This is a genomic window from Nonomuraea sp. NPDC050556 (assembly GCF_044457355.1).
Taxonomy (GTDB): domain Bacteria; phylum Actinomycetota; class Actinomycetes; order Streptosporangiales; family Streptosporangiaceae; genus Nonomuraea.
In genome coordinates this window covers 142,797-168,105 of the sequence record NZ_JBITGU010000002.1, presented here as the reverse complement: position 1 = coordinate 168,105, position 25,309 = coordinate 142,797, and the positions used below count along the sequence as shown (strand labels likewise).

25 protein-coding genes are annotated in these 25,309 nt (G+C 69.5%); 17 read left to right on the top strand and 8 right to left on the bottom strand.

The window, feature by feature from the left end; translation table 11 throughout:
* Window positions 1–8: 8 nt before the first annotated feature.
* The 9 genes from ACIBG8_RS18855 to ACIBG8_RS18815 all read left to right on the top strand — a co-directional run bounded on the left by ACIBG8_RS18855 (window position 9) and on the right by ACIBG8_RS18815 (window position 9,715).
* A complete protein-coding gene (locus ACIBG8_RS18855; protein ID WP_397344111.1) occupies window positions 9–1,406 on the top strand; it encodes an aminobutyraldehyde dehydrogenase in 1,398 nt (465 codons plus the stop codon).
* 267 nt (window positions 1,407–1,673) lie between these two features.
* The gene (locus tag ACIBG8_RS18850; protein ID WP_397344110.1) at window positions 1,674–4,553 is read left to right on the top strand and encodes a nitrate- and nitrite sensing domain-containing protein; all 2,880 of its coding nucleotides are present in this window, start codon (window positions 1,674–1,676) and stop codon (window positions 4,551–4,553) included.
* Window positions 4,550–4,972, top strand: a complete 423-nt coding sequence (locus ACIBG8_RS18845) for a roadblock/LC7 domain-containing protein (RefSeq protein WP_397344109.1) — start codon at window positions 4,550–4,552, stop codon at window positions 4,970–4,972. The genes ACIBG8_RS18850 and ACIBG8_RS18845 overlap by 4 nt, the downstream gene beginning before the upstream one ends.
* 20 nt (window positions 4,973–4,992) lie before the next feature.
* On the top strand, window positions 4,993–5,397 hold the full coding sequence (locus ACIBG8_RS18840) for a DUF742 domain-containing protein (RefSeq protein ID WP_397344108.1): 405 nt from the start codon (window positions 4,993–4,995) through the stop codon (window positions 5,395–5,397).
* The gene (locus ACIBG8_RS18835) at window positions 5,378–5,956 is read left to right on the top strand and encodes a GTP-binding protein (protein WP_397344107.1); all 579 of its coding nucleotides are present in this window, start codon (window positions 5,378–5,380) and stop codon (window positions 5,954–5,956) included. Before ACIBG8_RS18840 ends, ACIBG8_RS18835 begins: the two co-directional genes overlap by 20 nt.
* A gap of 56 nt (window positions 5,957–6,012) precedes the next feature.
* Window positions 6,013–6,804 carry an SAM-dependent methyltransferase gene (locus ACIBG8_RS18830; RefSeq protein WP_397344106.1) on the top strand — a complete coding sequence of 264 codons (792 nt, stop codon included), beginning with the start codon at window positions 6,013–6,015 and terminating at the stop codon, window positions 6,802–6,804.
* A gap of 15 nt (window positions 6,805–6,819) precedes the next feature.
* Window positions 6,820–7,263: a hypothetical protein gene (locus ACIBG8_RS18825; RefSeq protein ID WP_397344105.1), complete on the top strand. Its 444-nt coding sequence runs from the start codon at window positions 6,820–6,822 to the stop codon at window positions 7,261–7,263.
* 125 nt (window positions 7,264–7,388) lie between these two features.
* Window positions 7,389–8,648, top strand: a complete 1,260-nt coding sequence (locus ACIBG8_RS18820; RefSeq protein ID WP_397344104.1) for an aldehyde dehydrogenase family protein — start codon at window positions 7,389–7,391, stop codon at window positions 8,646–8,648.
* Window positions 8,649–8,713: 65 nt separating this feature from the next.
* Window positions 8,714–9,715 (top strand): nitrilase-related carbon-nitrogen hydrolase, encoded by a 1,002-nt coding sequence (locus ACIBG8_RS18815; RefSeq protein ID WP_397344103.1) that lies wholly within the window; start codon window positions 8,714–8,716, stop codon window positions 9,713–9,715.
* On the opposite strand, the gene ACIBG8_RS18810 is transcribed toward ACIBG8_RS18815, so the two are convergent.
* Genes ACIBG8_RS18810 through ACIBG8_RS18795 form a run of 4 tightly spaced genes read right to left on the bottom strand, consistent with a single transcriptional unit; the run spans window position 9,690 to window position 12,944 of the window.
* The gene (locus ACIBG8_RS18810) at window positions 9,690–10,472 is read right to left on the bottom strand and encodes an ABC transporter permease (RefSeq protein ID WP_397344102.1); all 783 of its coding nucleotides are present in this window, start codon (window positions 10,470–10,472) and stop codon (window positions 9,690–9,692) included. The two genes, ACIBG8_RS18815 and ACIBG8_RS18810, sit on opposite strands and share 26 nt — an antisense overlap.
* Window positions 10,469–11,218: an ABC transporter permease gene (locus tag ACIBG8_RS18805; protein WP_397344101.1), complete on the bottom strand. Its 750-nt coding sequence runs from the start codon at window positions 11,216–11,218 to the stop codon at window positions 10,469–10,471. The genes ACIBG8_RS18810 and ACIBG8_RS18805 overlap by 4 nt, the downstream gene beginning before the upstream one ends.
* Window positions 11,215–12,174 carry an ABC transporter substrate-binding protein gene (locus ACIBG8_RS18800; RefSeq protein WP_397344100.1) on the bottom strand — a complete coding sequence of 320 codons (960 nt, stop codon included), beginning with the start codon at window positions 12,172–12,174 and terminating at the stop codon, window positions 11,215–11,217. Before ACIBG8_RS18800 ends, ACIBG8_RS18805 begins: the two co-directional genes overlap by 4 nt.
* A complete protein-coding gene (locus ACIBG8_RS18795) occupies window positions 12,171–12,944 on the bottom strand; it encodes an ABC transporter ATP-binding protein (RefSeq protein ID WP_397344099.1) in 774 nt (257 codons plus the stop codon). The genes ACIBG8_RS18800 and ACIBG8_RS18795 overlap by 4 nt, the downstream gene beginning before the upstream one ends.
* Before the next feature lie 123 nt (window positions 12,945–13,067).
* On the opposite strand from ACIBG8_RS18795, the gene ACIBG8_RS18790 reads away from it, so the two are divergent.
* Complete coding sequence (locus tag ACIBG8_RS18790; protein ID WP_397344098.1) at window positions 13,068–14,318, top strand: flavin-dependent oxidoreductase; 1,251 nt, start codon at window positions 13,068–13,070, stop codon at window positions 14,316–14,318.
* On the opposite strand, the gene ACIBG8_RS18785 is transcribed toward ACIBG8_RS18790, so the two are convergent.
* The 4 genes from ACIBG8_RS18785 to ACIBG8_RS18770 are packed head-to-tail and all read right to left on the bottom strand — an operon-like array spanning window position 14,315 to window position 17,858.
* Window positions 14,315–15,319 carry a methyltransferase gene (locus ACIBG8_RS18785; protein WP_397344097.1) on the bottom strand — a complete coding sequence of 335 codons (1,005 nt, stop codon included), beginning with the start codon at window positions 15,317–15,319 and terminating at the stop codon, window positions 14,315–14,317. The two genes, ACIBG8_RS18790 and ACIBG8_RS18785, sit on opposite strands and share 4 nt — an antisense overlap.
* Window positions 15,320–15,337: 18 nt before the next feature.
* A complete protein-coding gene (locus tag ACIBG8_RS18780) occupies window positions 15,338–16,117 on the bottom strand; it encodes an ABC transporter permease (protein WP_397344096.1) in 780 nt (259 codons plus the stop codon).
* Window positions 16,114–16,887 (bottom strand): ABC transporter permease, encoded by a 774-nt coding sequence (locus ACIBG8_RS18775; RefSeq protein WP_397344095.1) that lies wholly within the window; start codon window positions 16,885–16,887, stop codon window positions 16,114–16,116. The genes ACIBG8_RS18780 and ACIBG8_RS18775 overlap by 4 nt, the downstream gene beginning before the upstream one ends.
* Window positions 16,884–17,858, bottom strand: a complete 975-nt coding sequence (locus ACIBG8_RS18770; RefSeq protein ID WP_397344094.1) for an ABC transporter substrate-binding protein — start codon at window positions 17,856–17,858, stop codon at window positions 16,884–16,886. The genes ACIBG8_RS18775 and ACIBG8_RS18770 overlap by 4 nt, the downstream gene beginning before the upstream one ends.
* Window positions 17,859–18,308: 450 nt before the next feature.
* Between ACIBG8_RS18770 and ACIBG8_RS18765 the strand changes: the two genes are divergently transcribed.
* The 7 genes from ACIBG8_RS18765 (at window position 18,309) to ACIBG8_RS18735 (ending at window position 25,242) form a co-directional block, all read left to right on the top strand.
* Complete coding sequence (locus tag ACIBG8_RS18765; RefSeq protein ID WP_397344093.1) at window positions 18,309–21,017, top strand: nitrate- and nitrite sensing domain-containing protein; 2,709 nt, start codon at window positions 18,309–18,311, stop codon at window positions 21,015–21,017.
* A complete protein-coding gene (locus tag ACIBG8_RS18760) occupies window positions 21,014–21,436 on the top strand; it encodes a roadblock/LC7 domain-containing protein (RefSeq protein ID WP_397344092.1) in 423 nt (140 codons plus the stop codon). Before ACIBG8_RS18765 ends, ACIBG8_RS18760 begins: the two co-directional genes overlap by 4 nt.
* 72 nt (window positions 21,437–21,508) lie before the next feature.
* Window positions 21,509–21,907: a DUF742 domain-containing protein gene (locus ACIBG8_RS18755; protein WP_397344091.1), complete on the top strand. Its 399-nt coding sequence runs from the start codon at window positions 21,509–21,511 to the stop codon at window positions 21,905–21,907.
* 7 nt (window positions 21,908–21,914) lie between these two features.
* Window positions 21,915–22,478, top strand: coding sequence for a GTP-binding protein (locus tag ACIBG8_RS18750; RefSeq protein WP_397344090.1), 564 nt, complete (start codon window positions 21,915–21,917; stop codon window positions 22,476–22,478).
* 43 nt (window positions 22,479–22,521) lie between these two features.
* Window positions 22,522–24,087, top strand: a complete 1,566-nt coding sequence (gene ffh / locus ACIBG8_RS18745; protein WP_397344089.1) for a signal recognition particle protein — start codon at window positions 22,522–22,524, stop codon at window positions 24,085–24,087.
* A gap of 395 nt (window positions 24,088–24,482) precedes the next feature.
* On the top strand, window positions 24,483–24,995 hold the full coding sequence (rpsP, locus tag ACIBG8_RS18740) for a 30S ribosomal protein S16 (RefSeq protein ID WP_397344088.1): 513 nt from the start codon (window positions 24,483–24,485) through the stop codon (window positions 24,993–24,995).
* 1 nt (window position 24,996) lies between these two features.
* Window positions 24,997–25,242 (top strand): RNA-binding protein, encoded by a 246-nt coding sequence (locus ACIBG8_RS18735; protein WP_020546537.1) that lies wholly within the window; start codon window positions 24,997–24,999, stop codon window positions 25,240–25,242.
* Window positions 25,243–25,309: the final 67 nt, after the last annotated feature.

The following is a 25,309-nucleotide window of genomic DNA, read 5'->3' as shown; positions in this document are numbered from 1 at the left end:
ACCACATCATGCGTCAACTGATCAACCCGGCGACCGGCCAGGCCTTCGCCGAGCTCGCCGACACGCCCGTCGAGGGTGTGGCGGCAGCCGTACGCCGAGCCCGTCAGGCCTTCCAGGAGTGGTCGCAGACCACCCCGGCCGAGCGGGCCAGGGTGCTGCTGCGCCTGGCCGACCTCGTGGAGGCCGACGCCGAGGAGCTGACCCGGCTGGAGGTCGAGGAGACGGGCAAGCCCGCCGCCGTCTTCAGGGACGGCGAGCTGCCCTTCGCCGCGGACAACATCCGCTTCTTCGCCGGAGCCGCCCGCTCGACGGACGGCTCCGGCGCCGGGGTGTTCAGCGCCGGTTACACCTCGGTGCTGCTGCGCAGGCCCGTCGGGGTGGTCGGGTCGATCGCGCCGTGGAACTTCCCCTTCGTCATGGCCGTCTGGAAGCTGGGACCGGCGATCGCGGCGGGCAACGCCGTGGTCATCAAGCCGGCCCCGCAGACGCCGCGCACCACGCTCCGGCTGGCCGAGCTGATCGCCAAGGCGGGCGCCCCCGAGGGCCTCGTCCAGGTGGTGCTCGGCGACGCCGAGGTCGGCGAGGCCCTGGTCACCGACCCGGGCGTGGACATGGTCAGCGTCACCGGCTCGACCGCGACAGGCCGCGCGGTGATGAGCGGGGCGGCGCAGTCGCTCAAGCGGGTGCACCTGGAGCTGGGCGGCAAGGCGCCGGCGCTGCTGTTCGCCGACGCCGACCTGGCCGAGGCGGCGCGCGGCATCACGATGGGCGCGACGTACAACACCGGCCAGGACTGCACGGCGGCCACCCGCGTCTACGTGGACCGCTCGATTTACACTGACGCACTTGACGCCTTTCGCGCTAGTCTGTCAGGAATCAAGGTCGGCGACCCGTGGGACCCCACCACGGACATCGGGCCGCTGATCTCGGCCGCGCACCGGGACCGGGTGCACGGCTTCGTGACGCGCGCCGGCGCTGAAGTGATCTTCGGTGGCGCGCCGATCGACGGGCCTGGCTTCTATTACCAGCCCACGCTGATCGCCGGTGCACGCCAGGAGAGCGAGATCGTCCAGGGAGAACTTTTCGGACCGGTGCTCGTCGTCCTCCCGTTCGACGGGGAGGACGAGGCGGTGCGGCTCGCCAACGACACTCCGTACGGCCTGGCCTCCTCGGTCTGGTCGCGCGACGTCGCTCGGGCCATGCGCGTCTCGCACCGCCTCGATGTGGGTGTGACCTGGGTCAACGACCATCTGCCCATCGCCAGCGAGGCGCCGCACGGCGGCGTCAAGGGCAGCGGATTCGGCAAGGACATGAGTCAGGAGGCGGTCCAGGAGTACTCGGTGACCCGCCATCTCATGATCAAACATGCCGTGTCGGAGGAGCGTGACTCCTTCCGTCCAGCCTGAAATGAGCACGGCGAAATGCGACCAAATGACACGTTAAGTCGCATTTGATGGGGAATGTTCGGTTGGCCGATCTGGTACGGGTTGTGTTCCAATTACCCACGCCCGCGGAACCCCATGCGCCACATGCGTGTCAGATTTTCGAGTTCTTCGGAGCACGTTGGCGAGAGGTTGCGTAAGCAAGTGAGGACAGAGAACCCCAGGCATGCCCAGCGTTCGGAGGGGCCAGGGGAGTACACAGGTGGACGGTTCCAGCTGGGGAACTGGCGCGTGCGCTCGCGCCTGGTGGCGCTCATCCTCATCCCGACGATCGTCGGCGTGTTACTCGCCGGCATCCAGCTGGCCGACGCCGTCGGGACGAGCGCGGAGTACCGCCGCCTGACCCAGGTGGCCGAGCTGGTCCAGCGACTCGGCGGGCTCTCGCACGAGCTCGGCAAGGAACGGTCCCTCACCGCGTGGTACATCGCCGACCACCGGCGCGCCGGGCGGCTCACGCAGCTGAAGCAGCAGCGCGAGGTCGTCAACGGCGACAAGGCGAAGGTCCTCGACCTCGCCTCCAAGATCGACGTCGCCTACGGCCCCCGCGTGCAGCACGAGGTCGAGCAGATGACCCGGTGGCTGAAGGGCCTCGACGGGCTGCGCGGCTCGATCACCGGCCCGAGCGTGCCCGCCCGAGCCGCCGTGCGCACCTACTCCAGCCTCATCGACGTCCTGGAAGGCCTCCAGGACGAGCTGGGCACCGTCGGTGACGACGACCAGCTCCTCGGTGACGCCGCCGCCTTCGCCGCCCTCCACAGGGCCAAGGAGGAGGTTTCCCGGCAGCAGGTCATCCTCGTCGTCGCCCTCGTCGAGCGCCGCCTCGACTACGACGACCTGTCCGACTTCCTGGGCTCGTGGAACCGCCAGCAGACCGAGCTGGCCACCTTCGACCAGGAGGCCTCGGCCAAGGAGGCCGCGCAGTACGCCAAGACGGTACGCGGCCAGTCCGTCGACCGCGCCGACGCCATGCGCCAGCGCGCCCTGGCCCAGCTGCGCCAGTACCAGGTCATCAAGGACCTGGACAACACCACCAAGCGCGACCTGACGCTCTGGTTCGACTCCACCACCAGGACCGTCGACGCCATGCGCGAGGTCGAGGAGGGCCTGGCCACCTCGATCGTGGCCAAGTCCCGCGAGTTGAGCGACACCGAGGAGCGCAGCGCCTACATCTCCGGCGGCGTCATCCTCGCCCTGCTGCTCCTCGTGCTGATCATCACCACCCGCGTGGCCGGTTCGCTGGTCCGCCCCCTGCGCAGGCTGCGCGCCGAGGCCCTGGAGGTCGCCGGCGCCCGGCTGCCCGAGACCGTCCGCCTGCTGCGGGAGTCCGGCGACGCGGCGTCCGTGCCGCCCGTGCCGTCCATCGGCGTCAACACCAGGGACGAGATCGGGGAAGTCGCCCGCGCCTTCGACGAGGTCCACCGCGAAGCCGTACGGCTGGCCGGTGACGAGGCCAAGCTGCGTGCCAACGTCAACGCCATGTTCGTCAACCTCTCGCGCAGGTCGCAGACGCTCGTCGAGCGCCAGCTCCAGCTCATCGAGGGTCTGGAGCAGGGCGAGGAGGACGAGAGCCGGCTCAGCAACCTGTTCCGCCTCGACCACCTGGCCACCCGCATGCGGCGCAACTCCGAGAACCTCCTGGTCCTCGCCGGTCAGGAGGCGGCGCGCAAGTGGAGCGAGCCGGTGCCGCTGGTCGACATCGCCCGCGCCTCGCTGTCGGAGGTCGAGAACTACGAGCGGGTCAACATCCAGATCCCCTCGACCGTCTCGGTCGTCGGCCCGGCCGTCACCGACGCCGTCCACCTGCTGGCCGAGCTCATCGAGAACGCCATCTCCTTCTCGCCGCGCGAGAGCAAGGTCGTCGTGACCAGCACCGCGGCCGAGGGCGGCGTGCTGGTGACGATCAGCGACCTGGGCATCGGCATGCAGGGCGAGGAGCTGGAGCAGGCCAACTGGCGCCTGGCCAACCCGCCCGTCGTGGACGTCTCCGTGTCCCGCCGCATGGGCCTGTTCGTGGTCGGCCGCCTGGCGCTGCGCCACGGCATCAGGGTGCAGCTGCGCATGCGGGAGACCGGCGGGCTCAGCGCGCTGGTGCTGCTGCCGCCGTCGCTCGTCGCGCCGGTGTCCGCCCCTGCTCCCGACCGGCACAACCCGTTCGAGAGCTTCTCCTCCTCCTTCGACGCGCCCGCCATGGCCGCGCCGTACGGCACGGACACCCAGGACGTGCGCGGGTTCGACGGGCCGCCGGTGAACACGCCGTGGCCCGGCTCCCTGCCGCCGCCCGGCAGCCAGGGGAGCTGGCCGTCCTTCGGCGAGCAGCCGGTGTACGGCGAGCAGCCCGCCTCCTACAACGACCCGCTCCCGTACCGGAGCGAGCCGACCTACACCGAGCAGCCGACGTACAACTCGTTCGCGTCGTTCGGCGACGTGGCGGTGCCGCCGCCGGTCGTGGACGAGTCGAGCTGGGAGAGCAGCTGGTCGTCCCAGCCTGCGGCTCCCTCGACGCCGTCGAGCACCTTCGACGCGTTCGCCAGCACCGACTACAGCGCGCACGAGCTGACCGGCCCGCTGCCCGCCGTCGTGGACTCGCCGTTCGAGGAGGCCAAGGAGGAGTATCTGCCGATCTTCTCCGCGGTCGGCTCCGACTGGTTCCGCAGGCCGGACCCCGACCCGCTGAAGTCGCAGCCGCCCACCCCGCCGCCCGCCGCCGCTCCCGCGCCCGCTCCTTCGCCCGCGCCCGCCGCTTCGGCCGAGCCCGTCGCCTCGACGGAGCGCATGCCGCTGCCGCAGCGCAGGCCCGCCGCGTCCATGCAGGAGCCTGAGGCTCCCAAGACGGACCTGTGGGCCTCGCCGGCCGACGCGGGCTGGCAGGCGGCCTCGGCCGCCGCCGACCCGGTCATGGGCGGCGTGACGTCCTCCGGGCTGCCCAGGCGGGTGCCCAAGGCCAACCTGGTGCCGGGCACCGCTGGCGACCTCAGCGCGGCCTCGCCGCCGCCGCCCGCCCCTCCGGTCTCACCCGACCGGCTCAGGAGCAGGCTCACGAGCTTCCAGCAGGGAGTACGGCAGGGCCGTGCGTTCACCCGCGGAGATGAAGAACCTATGGAGGAGCAATGAGAGAACTGAGCCAGGGCGCGCGTGGCATCAGCTGGCTGATCACTGACTTCGTCAACAACGTCCCCGGTGTCGCGCACACGGTGGTGGTCTCGTCGGACGGTCTGCCCCTGGCCTTCTCGGAAGGTTTCCCCAAGGATAGAGCCGACCAGCTGGCGGCTGTCGCCTCGGGAGTGATCAGCCTGACGCAGGGCGCCGCGCGGGTCTTCGAGGGCGGTCAGGTTTCGCAGACCGTCATCGAGATGCAGCGGGGGCTCTTGATGATCATGTCGATCAGCGACGGGTCCTGCCTGGCCGTGCTCGCCGCTCCTGACTGCGACATGGGCCTGGTGGCCTACCAGATGACGCTGCTCGTGGAGCGTGCGGGGCAGGTGCTCACGCCTGCCGTACGCGCTGAACTGCAGGCGGCTCGCCCCCGCTAGTGGGGTGACGACGGGAGACGATGGTGTCAGGTCAGGGTTGGGCTGGTGATAACACTCCGCCGCACCCGGCGGCTGCGCGGGGGCAGAAGCCGAGCTCTCTGGTGCGGCCATACGCCGTGACCGGAGGGCGGACGGCGCCCCGGATGAAGTTCGCGATGGAGGCCCTTGTGTCGTCCATCACATCGGAACATGAAGATTTATCCCTACTTAGTCCGGAGTATCAGGCGATCATTAGGCTGACCAGGAACGTCCGGTCGGTCGCGGAGATCTCCGCCCTGTTACGCCAGCCGCTCGGAGTCGTTCGCGTGCTGATCGCTGACATGGCGTCCGAGGGCCTGATCCGCGTGCACCAGCCTCAGCTGGACGAGGGCAAGCCGGACCTCAACTTGCTCGAAAGGGTGCTCAGTGGACTTCGCAGGCTCTAGTGGCGGCGGGCTCACCTCGACGAAGATCGTCGTCGCGGGCGGGTTCGGCGTCGGCAAGACGACGTTCGTGGGTGCGGTGTCGGAGATCCTCCCCCTGACGACGGAGGCGGTGATGACGGACGCCTCGGCGGGCGTCGACGACCTCTCCCTCACGCCGAACAAGACCACGACCACGGTCGCGATGGACTTCGGCCGCGTGTCGCTGGACCGCGACCTGATCCTCTACCTGTTCGGCACGCCGGGTCAGCACCGCTTCTGGTTCATGTGGGACGACCTGGTGCGCGGCGCGATCGGCGCTGTCGTGCTGGTGGACACGCGCCGCCTGGCCGACAGCTTCCCGGCGATCGACTACTTCGAAGAGGCCAAGCTGCCCTTCGTCGTGGGCGTCAACGGGTGGGACGGCGACTTCGCGCACGGCGAGGAGGACGTCAGGGAGGCGCTCACCCTCAACCCGGGCATCCCGATCGTCCGCCTGGACGCGCGGTCGCGCGAGTCGGTGAAGAGCACGCTGATCCGCCTGGTGGAACATGCCCTCACGTCTTCGGTTTCCCACGCCTGACGGGGATATGAGCCACTATTGTCGGTAATGATCTAACGGCGCGCTCTGGGGGTTCTGTGTCCCGGTCCCACGACGACGACTGGCCTCCGCGAGGGCTCGACCTCACCAAGGCCAGTTCGGCACGGGTCTACGACTACCTGCTCGGCGGGAAGGACAACTTCGCGATCGACCGCGAGGCCGGCGAGCGGATCAAGGCCAGGATGCCCGGCGCCCACCTCGGCGTCCAGGCGCAGCGCGCCGTGCTCGGCAGGGTGGTCAGGTTCCTGGTGCGCGAGGTCGGGCTCAGGCAGCTCGTCGACATCGGCACCGGCCTGCCCACCGCGGACAACGTGCACCAGGTGGCCAGGTCGGTCGCCCAGGGTGTGCGCGTGGCCTACGTCGACAACGACCCGATCGTGCTCAGCCACGCCAGAGCGCTGCTCGCCACCGACGACGACACCCTGGTCGTCGAGGGCGACCTGAACGAGCCCGCCGCCCTGCTGACCTCACTGGACGGCCACATCGACCTGAGCGAGCCGGTCGGCCTCATCCTGTGCGGGATCCTGCACCACATCCAGGACGACCCCTGGAGCCCCACGGCCAAGCTCGTGTCCGCGCTGGCGCCCGGCAGCTACGTCTTCGTCCACCACCTGTTCGACCGCGGCGACGAGCAGAGCGCCGCGCTGCAGGCGCTGGAGCGCAGCCGCTACCGCACCTACGAGGAGATCTCCCGCTTCTTCACCGGGCTCGACCTGGTCGAACCCGGACTCGTCCCGGTGCCCGAATGGCGACCGGACCCGGAACTGGCCGTGCTCGACGACCACCCCGTGCTCCAGCTCGCGCTGGCCGGGGTGGCGCGCAAGCCCTGAACCCCGAGGTGACCCATGGGGCTACGTGAAGACATGCCCGTCCTCGCCCGCGCGGAGGGCCAGTGGGAGGGGGTCTACCTCCACACCGACGCCGACGGCAACGTGATCGACAGGCACCGGTCGCACCTGACCTGCACGATCGTGGACGGCACGACCTACCACCAGGTCAACCGCTACACCTGGGACGACGGGCGCGAGGAGCTCATCGAGTTCCCCGGCACGTATCTGGGGGGCGGGCGGTGCGGGTTCGACACCGAGCGGATCAGGGGCGAGTTCTGGGAGCCGGACGCGTCGACGATCTACCTGAGCTGGACCTACAAGGCCGACGACCAGGATCTGCGGTTGTTCGAGCTGATCGTGCTGAGTGACGACGGGGAGCACAAGAGCCGGACGTGGCAGTGGATCAAGGACGGCGTCTGCGTCAAGCGCACCCTCATCAACGAGAAGCGCGTCGCCTGATGACGACACCTCCATCGCCGCGTGCCACGGCCTTTCTCCGCGACCCCCTCACGGGTGCTCAGGGCCGCCCTCTCTCGCCTCTCTCCCGAGAAGAACTCGCCACGGTGGCGGGTGAGCTGCGTGCCATGCCGCGCGCACCGCTGGCCGCTCTTTCGCGCTTCGGGGCCGCTGTCGCTTCCTCGGAGGACCTGCTGGAGGCGCTGGTCGCCGATACGGGCAGGGTCGGCGAGTCCGTGCTCGAACGTCAGATCGTCGCCGCCATGATCGACCGCTGGGTACGGCAGGCGCCCGCCCTGCTGGCCCCGCCCCCCGACGAGCCCGCCTCCATGCCCGGCATCGTGATCGGCGGCGAGGCCGTGCCGTACGGGCTGGTCGGGGTGATCAGCCCGTGGAACTTCCCCCTGCTGCTCGGCCTCATCGACGCCGTCCCCGCCCTCGCCGCCGGTTGCGCGGTGATCGTGAAGCCCAGCGAGGTCACCCCCCGCTTCATCGAGCCCCTCATGCGCCTCATCCCCGACGACCTGCCCCTGCGCGTGGTCGAGGGCGACGGCCGGACGGGCGCGGACCTCGTCGGGCTGGTCGACGCGCTCGTCTTCACCGGGAGCGTTCCCACAGGACGGAAGGTAGCGGAAGCGGCCGCCAGGGCGTTCATCCCCGCCTTCCTGGAGCTCGGCGGCAAGGACCCGGCGATCGTGCTGGACGGCAGCGACCTCGCCAGGGCCGCTTCCGCGATCCTGTGGGGCGGCACGGCCAACGCGGGCCAGTCGTGCCAGTCGATCGAGCGCGTCTACGTCGAACAGGACGCCTACCAGGACTTCCTGGGCATCCTGGTCGACAAGGCGGCCGGGGTGGGCCTCACCTGCGAGGGCGGCCCGATCGGCCCGATCATCGACGCGGCCCAGGCCGACGTCATCGCCAGGCACCTGGCCGACGCGGTGGCCCGCGGCGCGGTCGTGCACACCGGCGGCAAGATCGAGGAGCACGGCGGCGGCCTCTGGTGCCGCCCCACGGTCCTGTCCGGCGTCGACCACTCGATGCTGGTGATGACCGAGGAGACGTTCGGCCCGATCCTGCCCGTCATGGCGGTCTCCGGCGCGGACGAGGCGGTCACGCTGGCGAACGACTCGCCGTACGGGCTCTCCGCCGCCGTCTTCGCCGCCTCGGAGCAGGACGCCAGGGCGGTCGCCGTACGGCTGGAGGCAGGGGCGGTCAGCGTCAACGACGCCTCGCTCACCGCGCTGGTGCACGAGGGGGAGAAGAACTCCTTCAAGCAGTCCGGACTCGGCGGCTCGCGGATGGGCAAGGCGTCGATCGCCCGCTTCGTCCGGCGCCGGACACACCTGATCAGCCGCTCGACCGCTGCGGACCCCTGGTGGACAGCATGACCGAACGAAGTGAGGGCATCAAAAAGCACAGCGCCTTGGGTCATGAGACCGACGAAGGAGGGCTCATGACCGCATATCGCGCGCTGGCGCTGCAGGTTCCGACCGTCGCGATCAACGGCGCGGCCGACCCGCGCGCCGAGATCCGCGCCGCCATCGAGCGGGTCAACGCCCGCGTCGGCGGCGCGAAGGCGTGGATCGGCGCCGACCTGAGGCTCGTGGTGCTGCCCGAGTACGTGCTGACCGGGTTCCCGCTCGGCGAGAGCGTGGCCGAGTGGCGCGACAAGGCGACGCTGGACGACCTGTGCTACCAGGCGCTGGCCAAGGTCGCCACCGGGCACGGCGTGTACCTGTGCGTCAACGCCTACGAGCGCGACGAGCACTTCCCCGACCTCTTCTTCCAGGGTTCGCTGATCTTCGACCCGTCGGGTGAGATCGTGCTGCGCTACCGGCGGCTGCACTCGATGTTCTCGCCCACGCCGTACGACGTGTGGGAGCGCTACGTCGACGTCTACGGCATGGACGCGGTCCTGCCCGTGGCGGCCACCGAGCTGGGCAACCTCGCGGTGATCGCCTCGGAGGAGATCCTCTACCCGGAGCTGGCCAGGGCGCTCGCGCTGCGCGGCGCCGAGGTCTTCTGCCACCCCACGTCGGAGATCGCCTCACCCGACCTGACGCAGAAGGCGATCGGACGGCGGGCGCGGGCCATCGAGAACCTCGCCTACGTGGTGTCCGCGAACTCGGGCGGCCTGTCCGGCATCGCCATCCCCGGCGACTCGACGAACGGCGGCTCCGAGCTGATCGACTACGAGGGGCGGCGGCTCGCCGCCGCCGGTCCAGGCGACTCGCTGGTGGCCTCGGCCGAGCTCGACCTGACCGCGTTGCGCCGCTACAGGACCCGCCCCGGCATGCCCAACCTGCTGTCCCGCGTCAAGCCCGGCCTGTGGGCCGAGGAGTACGCCCGCCACGACGTGGAACGTCCCAACGGGCTGGACGGCGCGGCCCCGGGCCGCGCGTTCTTCGTCCAGCGCCAAAGGGACGCCATCAAGCGGCTGTACGGTGCCACCTGAGCGTGCGTCGCTCCACGGCGAGGAAGACGGCGTTGAGCAGGACGCCGAGCAGGCCCAGCAGGACGATGCCCGCCCACATGGCCGGGATGTCGAACGAGCCCTCCGCCTCGCGCATGCGGTGGCCGATGCCCTCGCTGCTCGCGTACAGCTCCGAGATCACCATCATGATCAGCGCCAGCGAGACGCTGAGCCGGAGCCCGGCGAAGATCTTGGGAGCGGCGGCCGGCAGGATGATGCGGGTCAGCCGCTGGGCAGCGCCGAGCTGGAAGACGCGCCCGGTCTCCAGGTACTGGACGTCCACGTAGCGGGCGCCGTCGATGGCGTTGATCAGCACCGGCCACACCACGCCGTACACGATCGCGGCGAGCTGCATGGGCGTGCCCACCTGGAAGAACAGCAGGAAGACCGGCAGCAGAGCGGCGGGCGGCACCGACCTGCCGAAGTGCACCAGCGGGTCCACCAGCGCCGACAGCGTGGCCGAGCGGCCGAGCGCGACGCCCAGCGCGATCCCGGCCGAGACGGCCACCGCCCATCCCGCGCCGAGCCTGGCCAGGCTCGGGATCAGGTCGCGCAGCGCCTCGTCGGTGAGGAACACCTGCGAGAGCGGACCGGCGAACCACATCTCGTGCATCCGGCCCACGATGACCGACGGCGGCGGGAAGTACACGGCCCGCGCCGAGGTGGAGGCGATCTGCCAGCCCGCGATCGCCAGCAGCGGGACGAAGATCCACACCAGCCACTGCACAACCCGGGTCATTCGGCGTTCCTCACGTGGTGCCAGCGGAACAGCCGGCGCTCCGCCGCGGTGAACAGCATGTTGGCCACCACGCCGATGACCCCGGCCCACAACGTGCCCGCCAGGACGAGCTCGCGCCGGTTGGCGCTGCCCGCCTCGACCAGGAACGTGCCCAGCCCGCCCGACCCGCCCGCGATCAGCTCGACGCTGACCGCGACGATGAGCGTGACGGACACCGCGATGCGCACCCCGGTCACGATGAAGGGCGCCGTGCTCGGCAGCGACACCCGCATGAGCACCGCGAACGGCCCGAAGCCGAAGGCCCGCATCGAGTCCTTGGCGAGCGGATCGACGTCGCCCAGGCCGTACATCGTGTTGATGAGCAGCGGCCACGAGCACGTGTAGACGATCAGCGCGGTCTTGGCGTCCTGGCTGTCGGTCCACAGGAACATCGCCAGCGGGATGAGCGACAGCGAGGGGATCGGGCGCAGGAACTCCACCAGCGGCCGCACCGACCGCTCGATCGCCGGCACCGTGCCCAGCAGGAGCCCCGCGGGCACGGCGACGGCGATGGCGATGAGCAGCCCGGTCAGGCAGGCGGTCAGCGTCGCCCCGACGTTGGCCAGGAACGGCCCGTCGACGGCGAGCCCGGCGGCTGCCACGAGCACCTCTGAGGCCCGGGGGAAGTCGCCCAGGCGTCCGGCCAGCTCGGCCAGGATCAGGAAGGCGACCACCCCGGACGCGCCGAGGAGGAGCCTCCTGGTCATTCGATCTTGGCGGGGATCAGCTGCGTGACGTCCGGCTTGGTCTTGAGGTATCCGTACCCGGCCAGGAGGTCGGCGAGCTTCTGGAAGGCGGCGGTGTCGACGTCCATGGAGAACACGCCGAGCTTCATCTTGGCGGCCACGTCAGCGGGGATCTTGGTGTACGTCGGGATCACCGCGTTGATGGCGTTGCGGTCGGAGCTGGCGATCTGCTGCGCCTTGGCCAGCGCCCGGTGGAAGGCGGCCGCCGTCTTCGGGTTCTTGGCCAGCCAGTCCTCGGACACGCCCCAGGCGTCGATCGGGATGCCCGCCGTCGGCCCGCTGGTCGTGTCGATCACCTCGACGGCGCCCTGCGCCTTGGCCGCTGACAGGAACGGCTCGACCAGCCAGGCGGCGTCGACCTTCTTCGACGACAGCGCGGTGAGCTGGTCGGCGAAGGGGATGGCGACGTACTTGGCGTCGTCGGGGGTGAGCCCGGCCTCCTGGAGGTGGGCGTTGGTGACGGTCTGGCCGAGCGCCTTGAGCACGTTGACCGCGATCGTCTTGCCCTTGAGGTCGGCGGGCGTCTTGATGGGGGAGTCCTTGGGCACCACGACGCTGGCGATGCCCGGCGCGCCCGTCTGGACGTGCTGGAACAACTTGAGCTTGACGGTCCCCTGGTCCTGGATGGACAGCAGCGAGACGTAGCTGGTGACGAAGGCGTCCATGCTGCCGTTGAGGATCTTCGGCATCACGGCCTGCGGAGCCTGGATGATCTCCGTCTTGACCGTCAGGCCCTCCTCCTTGAAGAAGCCCTTCTGCTCCGCGATGAACAGGGAGGCGGCGGACGGCACGGGCACGACGCCCACCGTCAGCGTGGTCTTCTCCAGGCCTTTGTCATTGCCGGTCGCCGTGGACCCGCCCGAGCCGCACGCGGTCAGCGCGAGGGCCAGAACTAAGAGGGCGGCGGGCAGCTTCATACGTTGGTCCTTTCGACACCGCGGACGAGGCGACCGACCTCGGCGCGCAGATGGACGAAGTCGGGGTGCTCGCGCGTGCTGATCTGGTCGCGGGGACCTGGGAGATCGACCTTGAGGTCGCCGACGACGTGGGCGGGGGCTTTCGAGAGCACGACGACGCGGTCGCCCACGTACACGCTCTCGTCGATGTCGTGCGTGATCAGGACGATGGTCATCCTGTGGTGGCCGCGCACCTGGAGCACGAGGTCCTCGAGGTCCTCGCGGGTCTGGGCGTCGACCGAGCCGAAGGGCTCGTCCATGAGCATGAGGGAGGGGCGGTAGGCGAGCGCGCGGGCGATGGCCACCCGCTGCTGCATGCCGCCGGACAGCTGGAAGGGGTACTTCTTGCCGGCGCCGGTCAGTCCCACGGACTCCAGGGCCTCGGCGGCGGCCGCCTTGCGCTGGGCCTTGTCCATGCTCTTACGGCGCAGCGGCAGGGCCACGTTGTCCTCGACCGACATCCAGGGGAACAGCGAGCGGCTGTAGTCCTGGAACACGACCGCCAGGTTGTCAGGGGTCCTGTCGACGGCGACGCCGTCGATGCGCACCTGCCCGCCGGTGGGCCTGATGAGCCCGGCGATGGAGCGCAGGAGGGTGGACTTGCCGGCGCCCGACGGGCCGACGATGCACAGGAGCTCACCGTCCGCGACGCTCAGGTCGAGTCCGTCGATGGCGTGGTGGGCCGTGGGCCCGGTGCCATAGGTGTGCGTCAGGTTCGTGATCTCAAGCAAGTCGGGGGTCCTAGCTTCGAGCAGCCTCACGTTCTGGTGGACTCTATCGGGTTTTGTCCCGCCGCCCTGTCATGATTTGACACGTTATGATCACTTCGCATCCCCTTCGGGGAAGGAGTTCTCATGCGTGCTCTCATCGTCGGCGGCGGGATCGGCGGGCTCACCGCGGCGCTCAGCCTGCACGCCGCCGGCCTCGACGGTCAGATCGTCGAGGCGGCCTCCAGCCTCCGACCGCTCGGGGTCGGAATCAACCTGCAACCCCATGCGGTACGCGAGCTTACCGAGCTCGGACTGGGTGACGAGCTCGCCGCGACGGGCATCCCGACCAGCTTCATGACGTTCACCGACCGGTTCGGCGGCGTGATCATCGCGCTGCCCAGGGGGCGGTCGGCCGGGTACCTGTGGCCGCAGTACTCCATCCATCGGGGCGAACTCCAGGCGCTGCTCCTGGAGGCGGTCCTCGACAGGATGGGAGCTCCTTCCGTCAGGACCGGTGTCACCTTCCAGGGCTTCATCCAGGACGCCGAAGGCGTGACAGTCGAGCTCTGCTCCGGCGGCGAGATGACACACGAGCGGTTCGACGTCCTCATCGGGGCCGACGGGATCCACTCCGCGGTGCGCGCCCGCCTCCACCCCGCACGCAACGATCTTCAGGGGTGCGGCATCCACATGTGGCGCGGCGCGGTGGAGGGCGAGCCGTTCATGGACGACGGCACCGTGCTCGTCGCCGGGTCCAACGCCACCGCCAAGTTCGTCGCCTACCCGATCTCGGCGCGGGCGCGGGCGCGCGGCAAGGCGCTGATCAACTGGGTGGCCGAGGTCAAGGTGGGGGAGCCGGGCCCGGTGCGCGACGCGGACTGGGACAGGCAGGGCAGGCTCGGCGACGTCATCGGGCACTTCGCCGGGTGGAAGCACGCGCTCCTCGACATCCCGGCCGTGATCGAGGGCACCGAGCGCATCCTGTCCTACCCGATGGTGGACAAGGACCCGCTGGACTCCTGGGGCGAGGGGCGGGTGACGCTGCTCGGGGACGCGGCGCACCCGGTCTACCCGATCGGGTCCAACGGCGGGTCGCAGGCCGTGCTCGACGCCAGAGTGCTGGCCAGGTGCCTGGCCACGGCGGACACCCCTTCTGACGGGCTCGCGCGGTACGAGGCGGAGCGCAGGGAGGTGACCAACGCGCTCGTGCTGGGTCACCGTACGCTGCCGATGGAGGCGACGATCAGGCTCGTCACCGAGCGCGCGCCCGGCGGGTTCGACGACATCGCGCGCGTGCTGACGCCGCAGGAACTGGCGGACATGGCCGAGGCCCAGCGGCGGATCACCGACATCGACGTCGACGAGCTCAACCACCGGGCCTCGTGGTCGGTCTAAGCGGGGAGTGCCTCCACGAGGCTCGCCCCGGCGGTCAGGGGGATGACCTGGTTGAGCGTGAAGCCCGCCTTCTCCAGGAGCGCCGCGTACTCGGCCCTGGTCCGCTCGGCGCCGCCGTCGAAGATGGCCAGCATGCGCATGTCGACGTCCTTGCCGATGTGCGGCACGTCCTCGTCCGGGAGGACCATCTCCAGGATGAGCAGCCTGCCGTCCTCGCTGATCGCCTCGCGGATGTTGCGCAGGATGCGGACGCTGTCGTTGTCGTCCCAGTTGTGCAGGATGCTGGCCAGCAGGTAGGCGTCGGCGTTCTGCGGGATCTCGCCGAAGAAGTCGCCGGCCACCACCTCGCACCGCTCGGCCAGCCCCTGCGCGGCGAAGTACTCGACGGCGCCGCCGACCACGTGCTCCATGTCGAACAGGACGCCGCGGGTGCCCGGGTGGGCGCGCAGCACCTCGGCCAGGATGTGCCCCTTGCCGCCGGCGACGTCGACCATGGTGGCGACCTGCGAGAAGTCGTAGCGCTCCGCCACCGCTGAGGCGAACGGCGTCGCCCTGGCCGTCATGTAGTCGTCGAAGGTCCTGCTGGAGTCCGGGTTGGCCGCCAGGTACTCGTACAGGTGCCCGTGCTTCTCCACGAACGCGGAACGGCCCTGCCTGACCGTCTCCGGCAGGTTGCCCATGGCATACCAGAACCCGCCTTCGGCGATCATCCGTACGGCGGAGCGGACCGAGTCCGGCACGTCCGAGCGCATCGTCCTGCCGTGCTCGGTCAGCTCGAAGGAGTCCGCGCCGACCGACCGCACGATGCCCATGCTCGCCAGCTCGCGCATCACCCGGCGCAGCGACGGCGCGTGCGCGCCGCACCGGACCGCCAGCTCCTCAGCGCCCAGCGGCCCGTCGGCCAGCTCGTCGGCGCACCCCAGCTCCGCCATCGTGGACAGCGCGGCGAAGCGGGAGATCCCGCAGATGGCATCCCAGACGGGGCCGGTCGGGTGGGACATCGATCCTCCAGATGGAACTCAGAGTGCGCGCGTCGCGTGCCTGTGCCACACCAGCAGCCGGTTCTCCGCGAGCACGAAAAGGACATTGATCAGGTAGCCGAGGACGCCGAGCAGCACGATGGCCCCCCAGACGACCGGGGTCTCGAACCCGCGCTGCGCCTGCAGCAGCTGGTAGCCGATGCCGTCCGTGCCGCCGAAGACCTCGGAGATGACCATGAGGATCAGCGCCAGCGACAGCGACAGGCGCAGCCCGGCGAAGACCTTCGGCGCTGCGGCCGGGATCATGATCCGGCGGAACCGCTGGCCCCTCGTCAGGCCGAAGACGGTGGCCGTCTCGATGTGGATCGGCTCGACGGCTCTGGCGCCCTCGATGGAGTTCAGCAGCACCGGCCACACCACGCCGAACACGATGGTGGCGAGCTGCGTGGTCAGCGGGTCCCTGAACACCAGCGCGAACAGCGGCACCAGCAGCGGGGGAGGCACCGCCCTGCCGAGCTGGATGAGCGGGTCCACGTAGTCGACGGCCGACTTCGACCTGCCGATCGCCACGCCGGCCAGCACGCCGAAGACCGCGGCCAGCGCCCAGCCCGCGAACAGCCGGCCGAGGCTCGGCAGGATGTTGTCGAGCGCGGCGTCGGTGAGGAACAGGTGGCTCACCGGGCCGGAGAACCACAGCTTGTACATGGCGGCGACGATCAGCGACGGGGCGGGGAAGTCGATGTCGTCCATCAGCCGCGTGACGATCTCCCAGACCGCCACCGTGACCGGGATGAGCCAGAGCCTGCCGATCGTCCTCATGGGGCCACTCCCGCCTTGGACGTGTGCCAGCCGAACATGCGCCGTTCAAGGCTCACCATGGCGAGGTTGACCAGCAGGCCGAGGACTCCCGCCCACAGGGTGGCCGCCAGGACGAGGTCGGACCTGTTGCCGCTGGAGGCTTTGATGACGTACACGCCGATCCCGCCGGTGCCGCCCGCGACGAGCTCGGCGCTGACGGCCAGGATCAGCGCGATGCCCGCGGCGATCCGGACCCCGGCGGCGATGAACGGCGCTGCGCTGGGCAGGCTGACCCGGCGCAGTACGGCGAGCTGGCCGAAGCCGAAGCTGCGCAGCGAGTCCTTGGCGAGCGGGTCGACGTCCTGCATGCCGTACAACGTGTTGATCAGCACCGGCCACATGCACGCGTACAGGATGACCGCGACCTTCATCGTCGAGTCGTCGGGGATCAGCAGGATGGCCAGCGGGATGATCGCCACGGAGGGGATGGGGCGCAGGAACTCCAGCAGCGGCCTGACCGCGCGCTCCACGGCTGGGATCGCTCCCAGCAGCACGCCGAACGGCACGGCCACGACGACGGCCACGATCAGCCCCACGAGCCAGTTGCCCATGGTCACCAGGACGCCGCCCAGGAACTCGGCGTCGGCGAACAGCTTCAGCGCCTCCCACAGGACCGTGGAGGGAGCGGGGAACATCGCGTCGGCGGGAAAGGCGAAACGGACGACGAGCTCGCCGACGACAAGCAGCCCCGCGACGCCGAGGGCGCCGCGGAGCAGTCGTGCAGCGATCATCCGGTCGAGCCCACCAGGAGGTCCTTCACGTTCAGCGGGTTCTCGATGTACTTGTACGCGAGCATGAGGTCGGCCACGCGCTGGAGGCGGCTCTCGTTCATCGTCGTCGGGTAGGAGCCGAGCGTGATGACGGACGCGGTCTTGGCGTCGATCTTCGTGTAGGTCGGCAGGACGGCCTCGACCTCCTTGCGGTCCTTGGCGGCCAGGGCCTGCGCCTTGGCCATGGCCCGCTGGAAGGCGGCGAGGGTCTTGGGGTTCTTCTTCGCCCAGTCGTCGGTGGCCATCCAGGCCGCGATCGCCATGTTCTCCGTCTCACCGGACATGGTGTCGGCGATCTTGCGGAAGCCGGCGCCGCTCTGCGTGGCGGTGATGAACGGCTCGGGCATCCAGCCGGCGTCCGCCTGGCCGCCGGTGAGCGCCGCAGCCATGTCGGGGAAGGGCTTCTCGACGAACTTCACGTCGGCGGCGGTCAGGCCGGCGACCTTGAGCGTGGCCTCGATGGTCAGCGTGCCGATGTTCCTGAAGGTGTTGACCAGGATGGTCTTGCCCTTGAGGTCGGCGACCGTCTGGATCGGCGAGTCCTTGGTGACCATGATGTTGAAGCTGTTCGGCGTGGCCTGGTAGAGGTCGCCGATCACCTTGACCTTCTCGCCCTTGCTCGCGGCCAGGAACGTCGAAACGTAGTTCGTCTGCGAGATGTCGAGCGCTCCGCTCTTGATCTGCGGAAGTGCCGCGGCGCCACCCTGGATGATCACCGGCTCGACGGTGAGGCCCTCTTCCTTGAAGAAGCCCTTCGCGCTGGCGATGTAGAGCGGAGCCGGGTCGGGGATGGGGAGAGCGCCCACCTTGATGGTGGTCTTCTCGAGCCCGCCGCTGGAGGAGCCGGTGGAGCCGGTGCCGCCACAGGCGCTGAGCACGAGCGCGGCCAGAAGGCCGACGGCAATGGCTCCGCCACGGAACGTGGATGTCATGTGATCTCCGGGGGAAGAAGAAAGCGGAGGGGGGCGTCGACGGCCAGGGCCGGAGGCGACGGGCGTGAAGCGTACCGGAATGAATTCATCTTGGCTGTAGATATAGGGCATATATCGCAAAAGTCGGCAGTATGTCCGAATTTAGGACCCGAGGGGGGTTTGGGCGGTTTCACGGCAAGATTGAAGATTTGATTGATTCTGGAGCGTTCCACGAGTTGCTGACTCGGCTGGTCACGCGGGAAGCTTTATGCTCCAATTGTCCCGGTACTCGCCTCGTGACTCACGGTGCGGGTCTTTACATTTTCCTCGACAAGGCGTCCCCTGAGAGGTTTGCGACCAGTGAGGACAGCATCGACCGAGAATGGTCGCGGTTTATCGCCAGAACAGTCAGGCGCCCCTGAAGTCCCCGCTTCTGGATCCCGCGGTAAGTGGCGGTTGCGTAACTGGCGCGTGCGCTCGAGGCTCCTGGCCCTGATCCTCATCCCGACCCTTGTCGCCGTCATTCTCGGTGGCCTGCGCGTCACCACCTCGATCAGCAGCGCGGGCGAATACCAGCGGGTCAGCGACGTCGCCGTCCTGATCACGAACCTGGGCGCGCTCGGCCACGTCCTCGGCGCGGAACGCGACATGTCCACCAAGTTCGTCGCCTCCGGGCGCAACGAGGGCGACCTCGGCGAGCTCGAGCGCCAGCAGAGCCTCGTCGACAACGCGGCGGCCAAGGTGATCGCCCAGGCCCAGCAGATCGAGGGCGACCTGTCCGAACTCGGACAGCGCAAGCTCCAGCGGCTCCAGGACCGCCTGCGCGGACTGAAGGACCTGCGCCTGACCGTCACCAAGTCGCTCCAGCCCGCCCTGCCCACGCTGGAGAAATACTCCGAGGTCATGAGCGACCTGCTCACGATCTACGACGAGGCCGCCCAGGGCACCGGCGACGAAGAGCTGATCTCCACGGCCGCCGCCGTCGGCGCGCTGGCCCGCATGCAGAACGAGATCTCCAAGCAGCGCGGCCTGCTGGCCATCGGCCTGGTGCGCGGCCGCTTCGAGAGCTCGGAGTTCGAGGCCTTCCAGTCGGCCAAGTCACGCAAGGGCAGCGAGCGCGACTCCTTCCGCATCGTCGCCACCCCCGAACAGCGCCAGCTGTTCGACGACACCGTGTCCGGCCTGCAGATCGGCCGCAGCGAGCTCTACGTCGCCCGCGCCATCCTGCTGACCAACGAGGGCGTCTCCCTGCGCAGGCTCGAACCGCAGGAAACCGACGACATGGAACGCTGGATGAAGTCCAGCACCGAGACCACCGACCGGGTCAACGAGGTCGAGAAGAAGCTCGCCGAGTCGATCACGCTGCGCACCACCGAGGTCCAGGGCGCCGAGCAGCGCGCGGCCCTCATCAGCGCCGCGCTCGTCCTCGTTCTCCTCGTCCTCATCATGATCGTCACCACGATCATGGCGCGCTCGCTCGTCCGCCCCCTGCGCCAGCTGCGCAGCGGCGCCCTCGACGTGGCGGGCAACGCGCTGCCCTCCCTCGTCCGCAGGCTCCGCGAGTCCGGCGACACCGAGACCGTCAGGGTCGAGCCCATCGGCGTCGACTCCGAGGACGAGGTCGGGGAAGTCGCCCGCGCCTTCGACGAGGTCCACCGCGAAGCCGTACGGCTGGCCGGTGAGGAGTCCAGGCTCCGCTCCAACGTCAACGCCATGTTCGTCAACCTCTCGCGCAGGTCCCAGACGCTCGTCGAGCGGCAGATCACCCTCATCGACGGCCTGGAGCAGGGCGAGCAGGACGAGGCGCGACTGGCCAACCTGTTCAAGCTCGACCACCTGGCCACCCGCATGCGGCGTAACAGCGAGAACCTTCTGGTCCTCGCCGGACAGGACCCGCCGCGCCGCTGGAGCCAGCCGGTCAAGCTCGTCGACGTCGCCCGCGCCTCGCTGTCCGAGGTCGAGAACTACGAGCGCGTCTCCCTCCAGGTGCCCGACAACGTCGCCGTGGCGGGACAGGCCGTCAACGACGTCATCCACCTGCTGGCCGAGCTCGTGGAGAACGCCCTGTCGTTCTCCCCGCGCGAGACCAGGGTCACCGTGTCCGGCAGCAGGATCGACGGCGGCGGCGTCATGCTGTCGATCACCGACTCCGGCATCGGCATGACGCAGGAGGAACTCGTCCAGGCCAACGAGCGGCTCACCGACGCGCCGACCGTGGACGTTTCCGTGTCGCGGCGCATGGGCCTGTTCGTGGTCGCCCGCCTCGCCCACCGGCACGGCATCAGGGTGCAGTTGCGTCCGCACGGCTCCGGCGGGCTCACCGCCATGGTCCTGGTCCCCGAGGCGCTCCTGGGCGCGCAGCCCGCCGCCTTCGCCGGTACTCCGGCCGTGCCCGACCCCTTCACCGCGCAGCCGTTCTCCGGGCCGCAGGCTCCCTTCGCCGGTCCCCAGGCTCCTTTCGCCGGTTCGCACCCCTCCTTCGACGGGCCCCCGTCGGCTCCTGCCTGGCAGAGTGCCCCCGTGGGGGCGCAGTTCCCGCCGGACACGCCGGGTGGTTCGTGGCCGTCCATGCCGGTCTGGCCGTCCGAGCCCGCCTGGCCGTCCGACCCGCAACGCGCGGTGGCCTCGGGCGCGTTCGACACGGCGGACACCTGGATGCCGTCCAGGACCCCGTCGCGCCCCGCCCCGGAAGAGGCGTCCACCTGGACCTTCGGCGACCGCAAGCCGCCCTCCTACGACTTCCCCGAGACGGAGTCGACGGCGACCGGGCCCATCCCGGTGGTCGGCGCGCCGTCCTCGGGCGATGAGTTCCTGCCGATCTTCGCCTCGGTGGAGTCGGCCTGGTTCGAGCACTCCGAGGGCAGCTCCCTGTCCTGGGGGACGACGAAGGCCGACGCCGGATGGACGGCGGCCGAAGCCGCGCGCGAGCCGGTCAGGGACGGGGCCACGCAGGCCGGCCTGCCCAAGCGGGTGCCCAAGGCCAACCTCGTGCCCGGCTCGGCTGACACCGTCACCGCGCCCAAGGGCGTCGAGCCGATGCCGCAGATCTCGCCCGACCGGGTACGCAGCAGGCTGTCGAGCTTCCAGCAGGGCTTCAGGGCCGCGCGCGAGGATCTGACAGAGGGCAAGGCGTATCCCTCGGGCCCGAGGAACGTTGATAGCAGGGAGGAGGGCGAATGAACGATCTGAGCCACGCGGCCCGCGGGGTCGACTGGCTGATCACCGACTTCGTGAGCACCGTTCCCGGTGTCGCGCACGCGGTGGTCGTCTCGTCGGACGGCTTACCATTGGCGGCCTCTTCCGGGTTCCCAGCCGACCGTGCCGACCAGCTCGCCGCCATCGCATCGGGGCTCATCAGCCTGACCCAGGGCGCCGCCAGGGTGTTCGAGGGCGGGGTCGTGAACCAGACGATCGTCGAGATGCAGCGCGGGCTGATGCTGATCATGTCGATCAGCGACGGCTCGTGCCTGGCGGTGCTCGCCGCCCCCGAGTGCGACATGGGGCTGGTCGCCTACCAGATGACGCTCATGGTCGACCGCGCTGGACAGGTCCTCACTCCGGCCGTGCGCGCGGAACTACGCGCGACCCAGACCAGGTGATTCCGTGACCGAGCGCAGCGAGGGAACCAGTAGACACAGCTTCTCCGTCGCAAGGCCGACGAAGGAGGCCTTGTGACGGACCCCAGATGGAACAACGGTGGCGGCTGGCAGCCTCAGCAGCCGCAACCCTCGGACCCGGCCTCTCCGGTCCGTCCCTACGCCGTGACCGGCGGGCGGACGGCGCCGCGGATCAAGCTGGCCATGGAGGCCCTCGTGTCGTCGGCCACGGCCGAGCAGCGGGAGTTCTCCCACATGACGCCCGAGTACCAGGCGATCAGCCACCTGTGCAGGCAGGTCAGGTCGGTCGCCGAGGTCTCCGCGCTGCTGCGCATCCCGCTCGGCGTGATCAGGGTGCTGATCGCCGACATGGCGGCGGAAGGTCTGGTCCGCGTGCACCAGCCGGCGCTGGAAGCGGGAAGGCCAGACGTCAACCTGCTCGAAAGGGTGCTTAGTGGACTACGCAGGCTCTAGCCCCGGCTTGACGTCGACGAAAATCGTCGTCGCCGGTGGATTCGGCGTGGGCAAGACGACCTTCGTCGGAGCGGTTTCCGAGATCATGCCGCTGACCACGGAGGCCGTCATGACCGACGCGTCCGTGGGCATCGACGACCTCGGGATGACGCCGCTCAAGTCCACCACCACCGTGGCGATGGACTTCGGCCGCGTGTCGCTGGACCGCGACCTGATCCTCTACCTGTTCGGCACGCCGGGTCAGCATCGCTTCTGGTTCATGTGGGACGACCTGGTGCGCGGTGCGATCGGCGCCGTGGTGCTGGTGGACACGCGCCGCCTGGCCGACAGCTTCCCGGCGATCGACTACTTCGAAGAGGCGCAGCTGCCGTTCGTCGTGGGCGTCAACGGGTGGGACGGTCAATACCCCCACAGCGAGGGCGAGGTGCGCGACGCGCTGACCCTCGCACCGCACATTCCGATCGTCCGGCTGGACGCCCGCTCCAAGGATTCGGTGAAGAGCACGCTGATCAACCTGGTCGAGCATGCTCTCACCGTCCGCATGGCCGTGCCCGGCTGGAGCAGCGGATAGGCTGGAGAACCACGTATATCCGCTTCGAGGACTGGTCTGCCACGTGTTCGAGACGCTTTCCGACCGCCTGACATCGGTCTTCTCCTCCCTCCGATCCAAGGGTCGGCTGTCCGACGCCGACATCGACGCCACCTGCCGCGAGATCCGCATCGCGCTGCTGGAGGCCGACGTCGCGCTTCCTGTGGTCAAGGCGTTCGTCGCCCAGGTCAAGGAGCGGGCGCGCGGCGCCGAGGTCTCCCAGGCGCTCAACCCGGCCCAGCAGGTCGTCAAGATCGTCAATGACGAGCTGATCACGATCCTGGGCGGGGAGACCCGCAGGCTCCGCTACGCCAAGACGCCACCCAGCGTGATCATGCTGGCCGGTCTTCAGGGTGCCGGTAAGACGACCCTGGCGGGCAAGCTGGCCAAGTGGCTGCGCGACCAGGGCCACGTGCCGCTGCTGGTGGCCGCCGACCTGCAGAGGCCGAACGCCGTGCAGCAGCTGGAGGTCATGGCCCAGCGCGCAGGTGTCGCCTCGTTCGCCCCTTATGCGGGCAACGGCGTCGGTGACCCCGTCGACGCGGCCCGGCAGTCGATCGAGCACGCCAAGCGCCAGCAGCACGACATCGTCATCATCGACACCGCCGGCCGCCTGGGCATCGACCAGGAGCTGATGAAGCAGGCCGCCGACATCCGCGACGCGGTCTCGCCCGACGAGGTCCTGTTCGTGGTCGACGCCATGATCGGTCAGGACGCCGTGACCACGGCCCAGGCCTTCATGGAGGGCGTCGGCTTCGACGGCGTGGTGCTCACCAAGCTCGACGGCGACGCCCGCGGCGGCGCCGCCCTGTCGGTGCGGCACATCACCGGCCGGCCGATCATGTTCGCGTCGACGGGTGAGAAGCTCGAGGACTTCGACGCGTTCCACCCCGACCGCATGGCCTCCCGCATCCTCGACATGGGTGACATCCTCACCCTGATCGAGCAGGCGCAGAAGACGTTCGACGAGGACCAGGCCGCCAAGATGGCGGGCAAGCTGACCTCGGGCGAGAACTTCACGCTCGACGACTTCCTCGAGCAGATGATGATGGTCCAGAAGATGGGGCCCATCAAGAACCTGCTCGGCATGATGCCCGGCATGGGGCAGATGCGCGACCAGCTCAACTCCATCGACGACCGCGACCTCGACCGCATCGCGGCGATCATCCGCTCGATGACGCCGGGCGAGCGGCAGGACCCGAAGATGATCAACGGCTCGCGCCGGGCGAGGATCGCGCGCGGGTCCGGGGTCGAGGTGTCGGCGGTCAACAACCTGGTCATCCGGTTCTTCGAGGCGCAGAAGATGATGAAGCGGGTTGCCGGGGGGATGGGGATTCCCGGGATGCCCGGCGGGCGTGGCAAGTCGGCCAAGGCCGCTGCCGCCGCGAAGAAGGGCAAGAAGGGGCGCAGGGTCAGCGGTGACCCGCGTAAGGCGGCTCTGGGCAAGGCGGCCGCTGAGGAGGAGGCTGCACAGCCCAAGAAGGGCGGGCTGCTCGGCAACCTCGGCGGCGGGGCTCCCAAGCTGCCGCCGGGCATGCAGCTTCCCCCGGGGTTCGACCCGTCGAAGCTGAACTTGCCGCCGGAGAAGTAGCGCTTTTTGGGGACGGCCGCGCGCTCAGGTGCGCGGCCGTTCTTTCGCGTTGTACGGCTTTCGCTCCTCGTGTCGTGTGGCTTTCGCCGGGAGGGGCGTCCTGGGCGCCGTTGCGGCGGCCGACCATGTCCGCTCGGTGAGCGTCACCCTCCCAGAGGGCTCAGCCACGTGCGGCGGGTGGCGCATCTCCCGGCTCCGCCGTACCCCTCAGAAAAAGTGAGTCGGTGGCATGAGCAGCCCCCCGGATCTGGCACAATGACATGTTGGAACACCGTGACCAGGTGGGTGCCCTCTCACTCCCACAGGTCGCGCCTGTCCCTGGAACGTCCATCGCATCGTGCCCCACTCGGTGGGATGCCGTTCACCCACGCTCTAATGCAGGAGAGACCACACCCGTGGCAGTCAAGATCAAGCTCAAGCGGCTCGGCATGATCCGCAACCCGCAGTACCGCATCGTCATCGCCGACAGCCGCACCAAGCGTGACGGCCGGGCGATCGAAGAGATCGGCCTGTACCACCCGAAGGAGAACCCTTCGCGCATCGAGGTCAACGCCGAGCGTGCGGCCTACTGGCTCGGTGTCGGCGCGCAGCCGACCGAGCCGGTTCTCAAGCTGCTCAAGCTGACCGGTGACTGGCAGAAGTTCAAGGGCGAGCCCGCCCCCGCACCTCTGCAGGTCGCCGAGCCCAAGGCGGACCGGCACGCGATCTACGAGGCCGCTGCCAAGGAGGCCCTGTCCGGTGGCGACACCGGCGCGTCCGCCACCACGGCTCGCAAGCCCAAGAAGGCCGCCAAGGTCGAGGAGACCACCGAGGCCGCTCCGGCGGCTGAGGCTCCCGCCGAGGCGCCCGCCGTCGTCGAGACCCCGGCTGAGGCTTCGGCCGAGACCAAGACGGAAGGCGAGGCCTGAGGTGCTCGAGGAGGCACTCGAACACCTCGTTAAGGGCATCGTCGAGCATCCTGACGATGTCCGGGTCCGTGCCCGCCGCATTCGCAGCGGGCGCGTGCTCGAGGTTCGGGTCCACCCCGAGGACCTCGGCAAGGTCATCGGCCGTGGCGGCCGAACGGCCAAGGCGTTGCGCACTGTCGTGAACGCTCTGGCCGACGGAAAGTACGTCCGGGTCGACCTGCTCGACCTGGACGAAGCGGTCCGTTAGCCGCCCCGTTCTCAGCGCCCCCACCGGTCTCGTGCCGGTGGGGGCGTTCTTGTCCATAGGAAAGGTG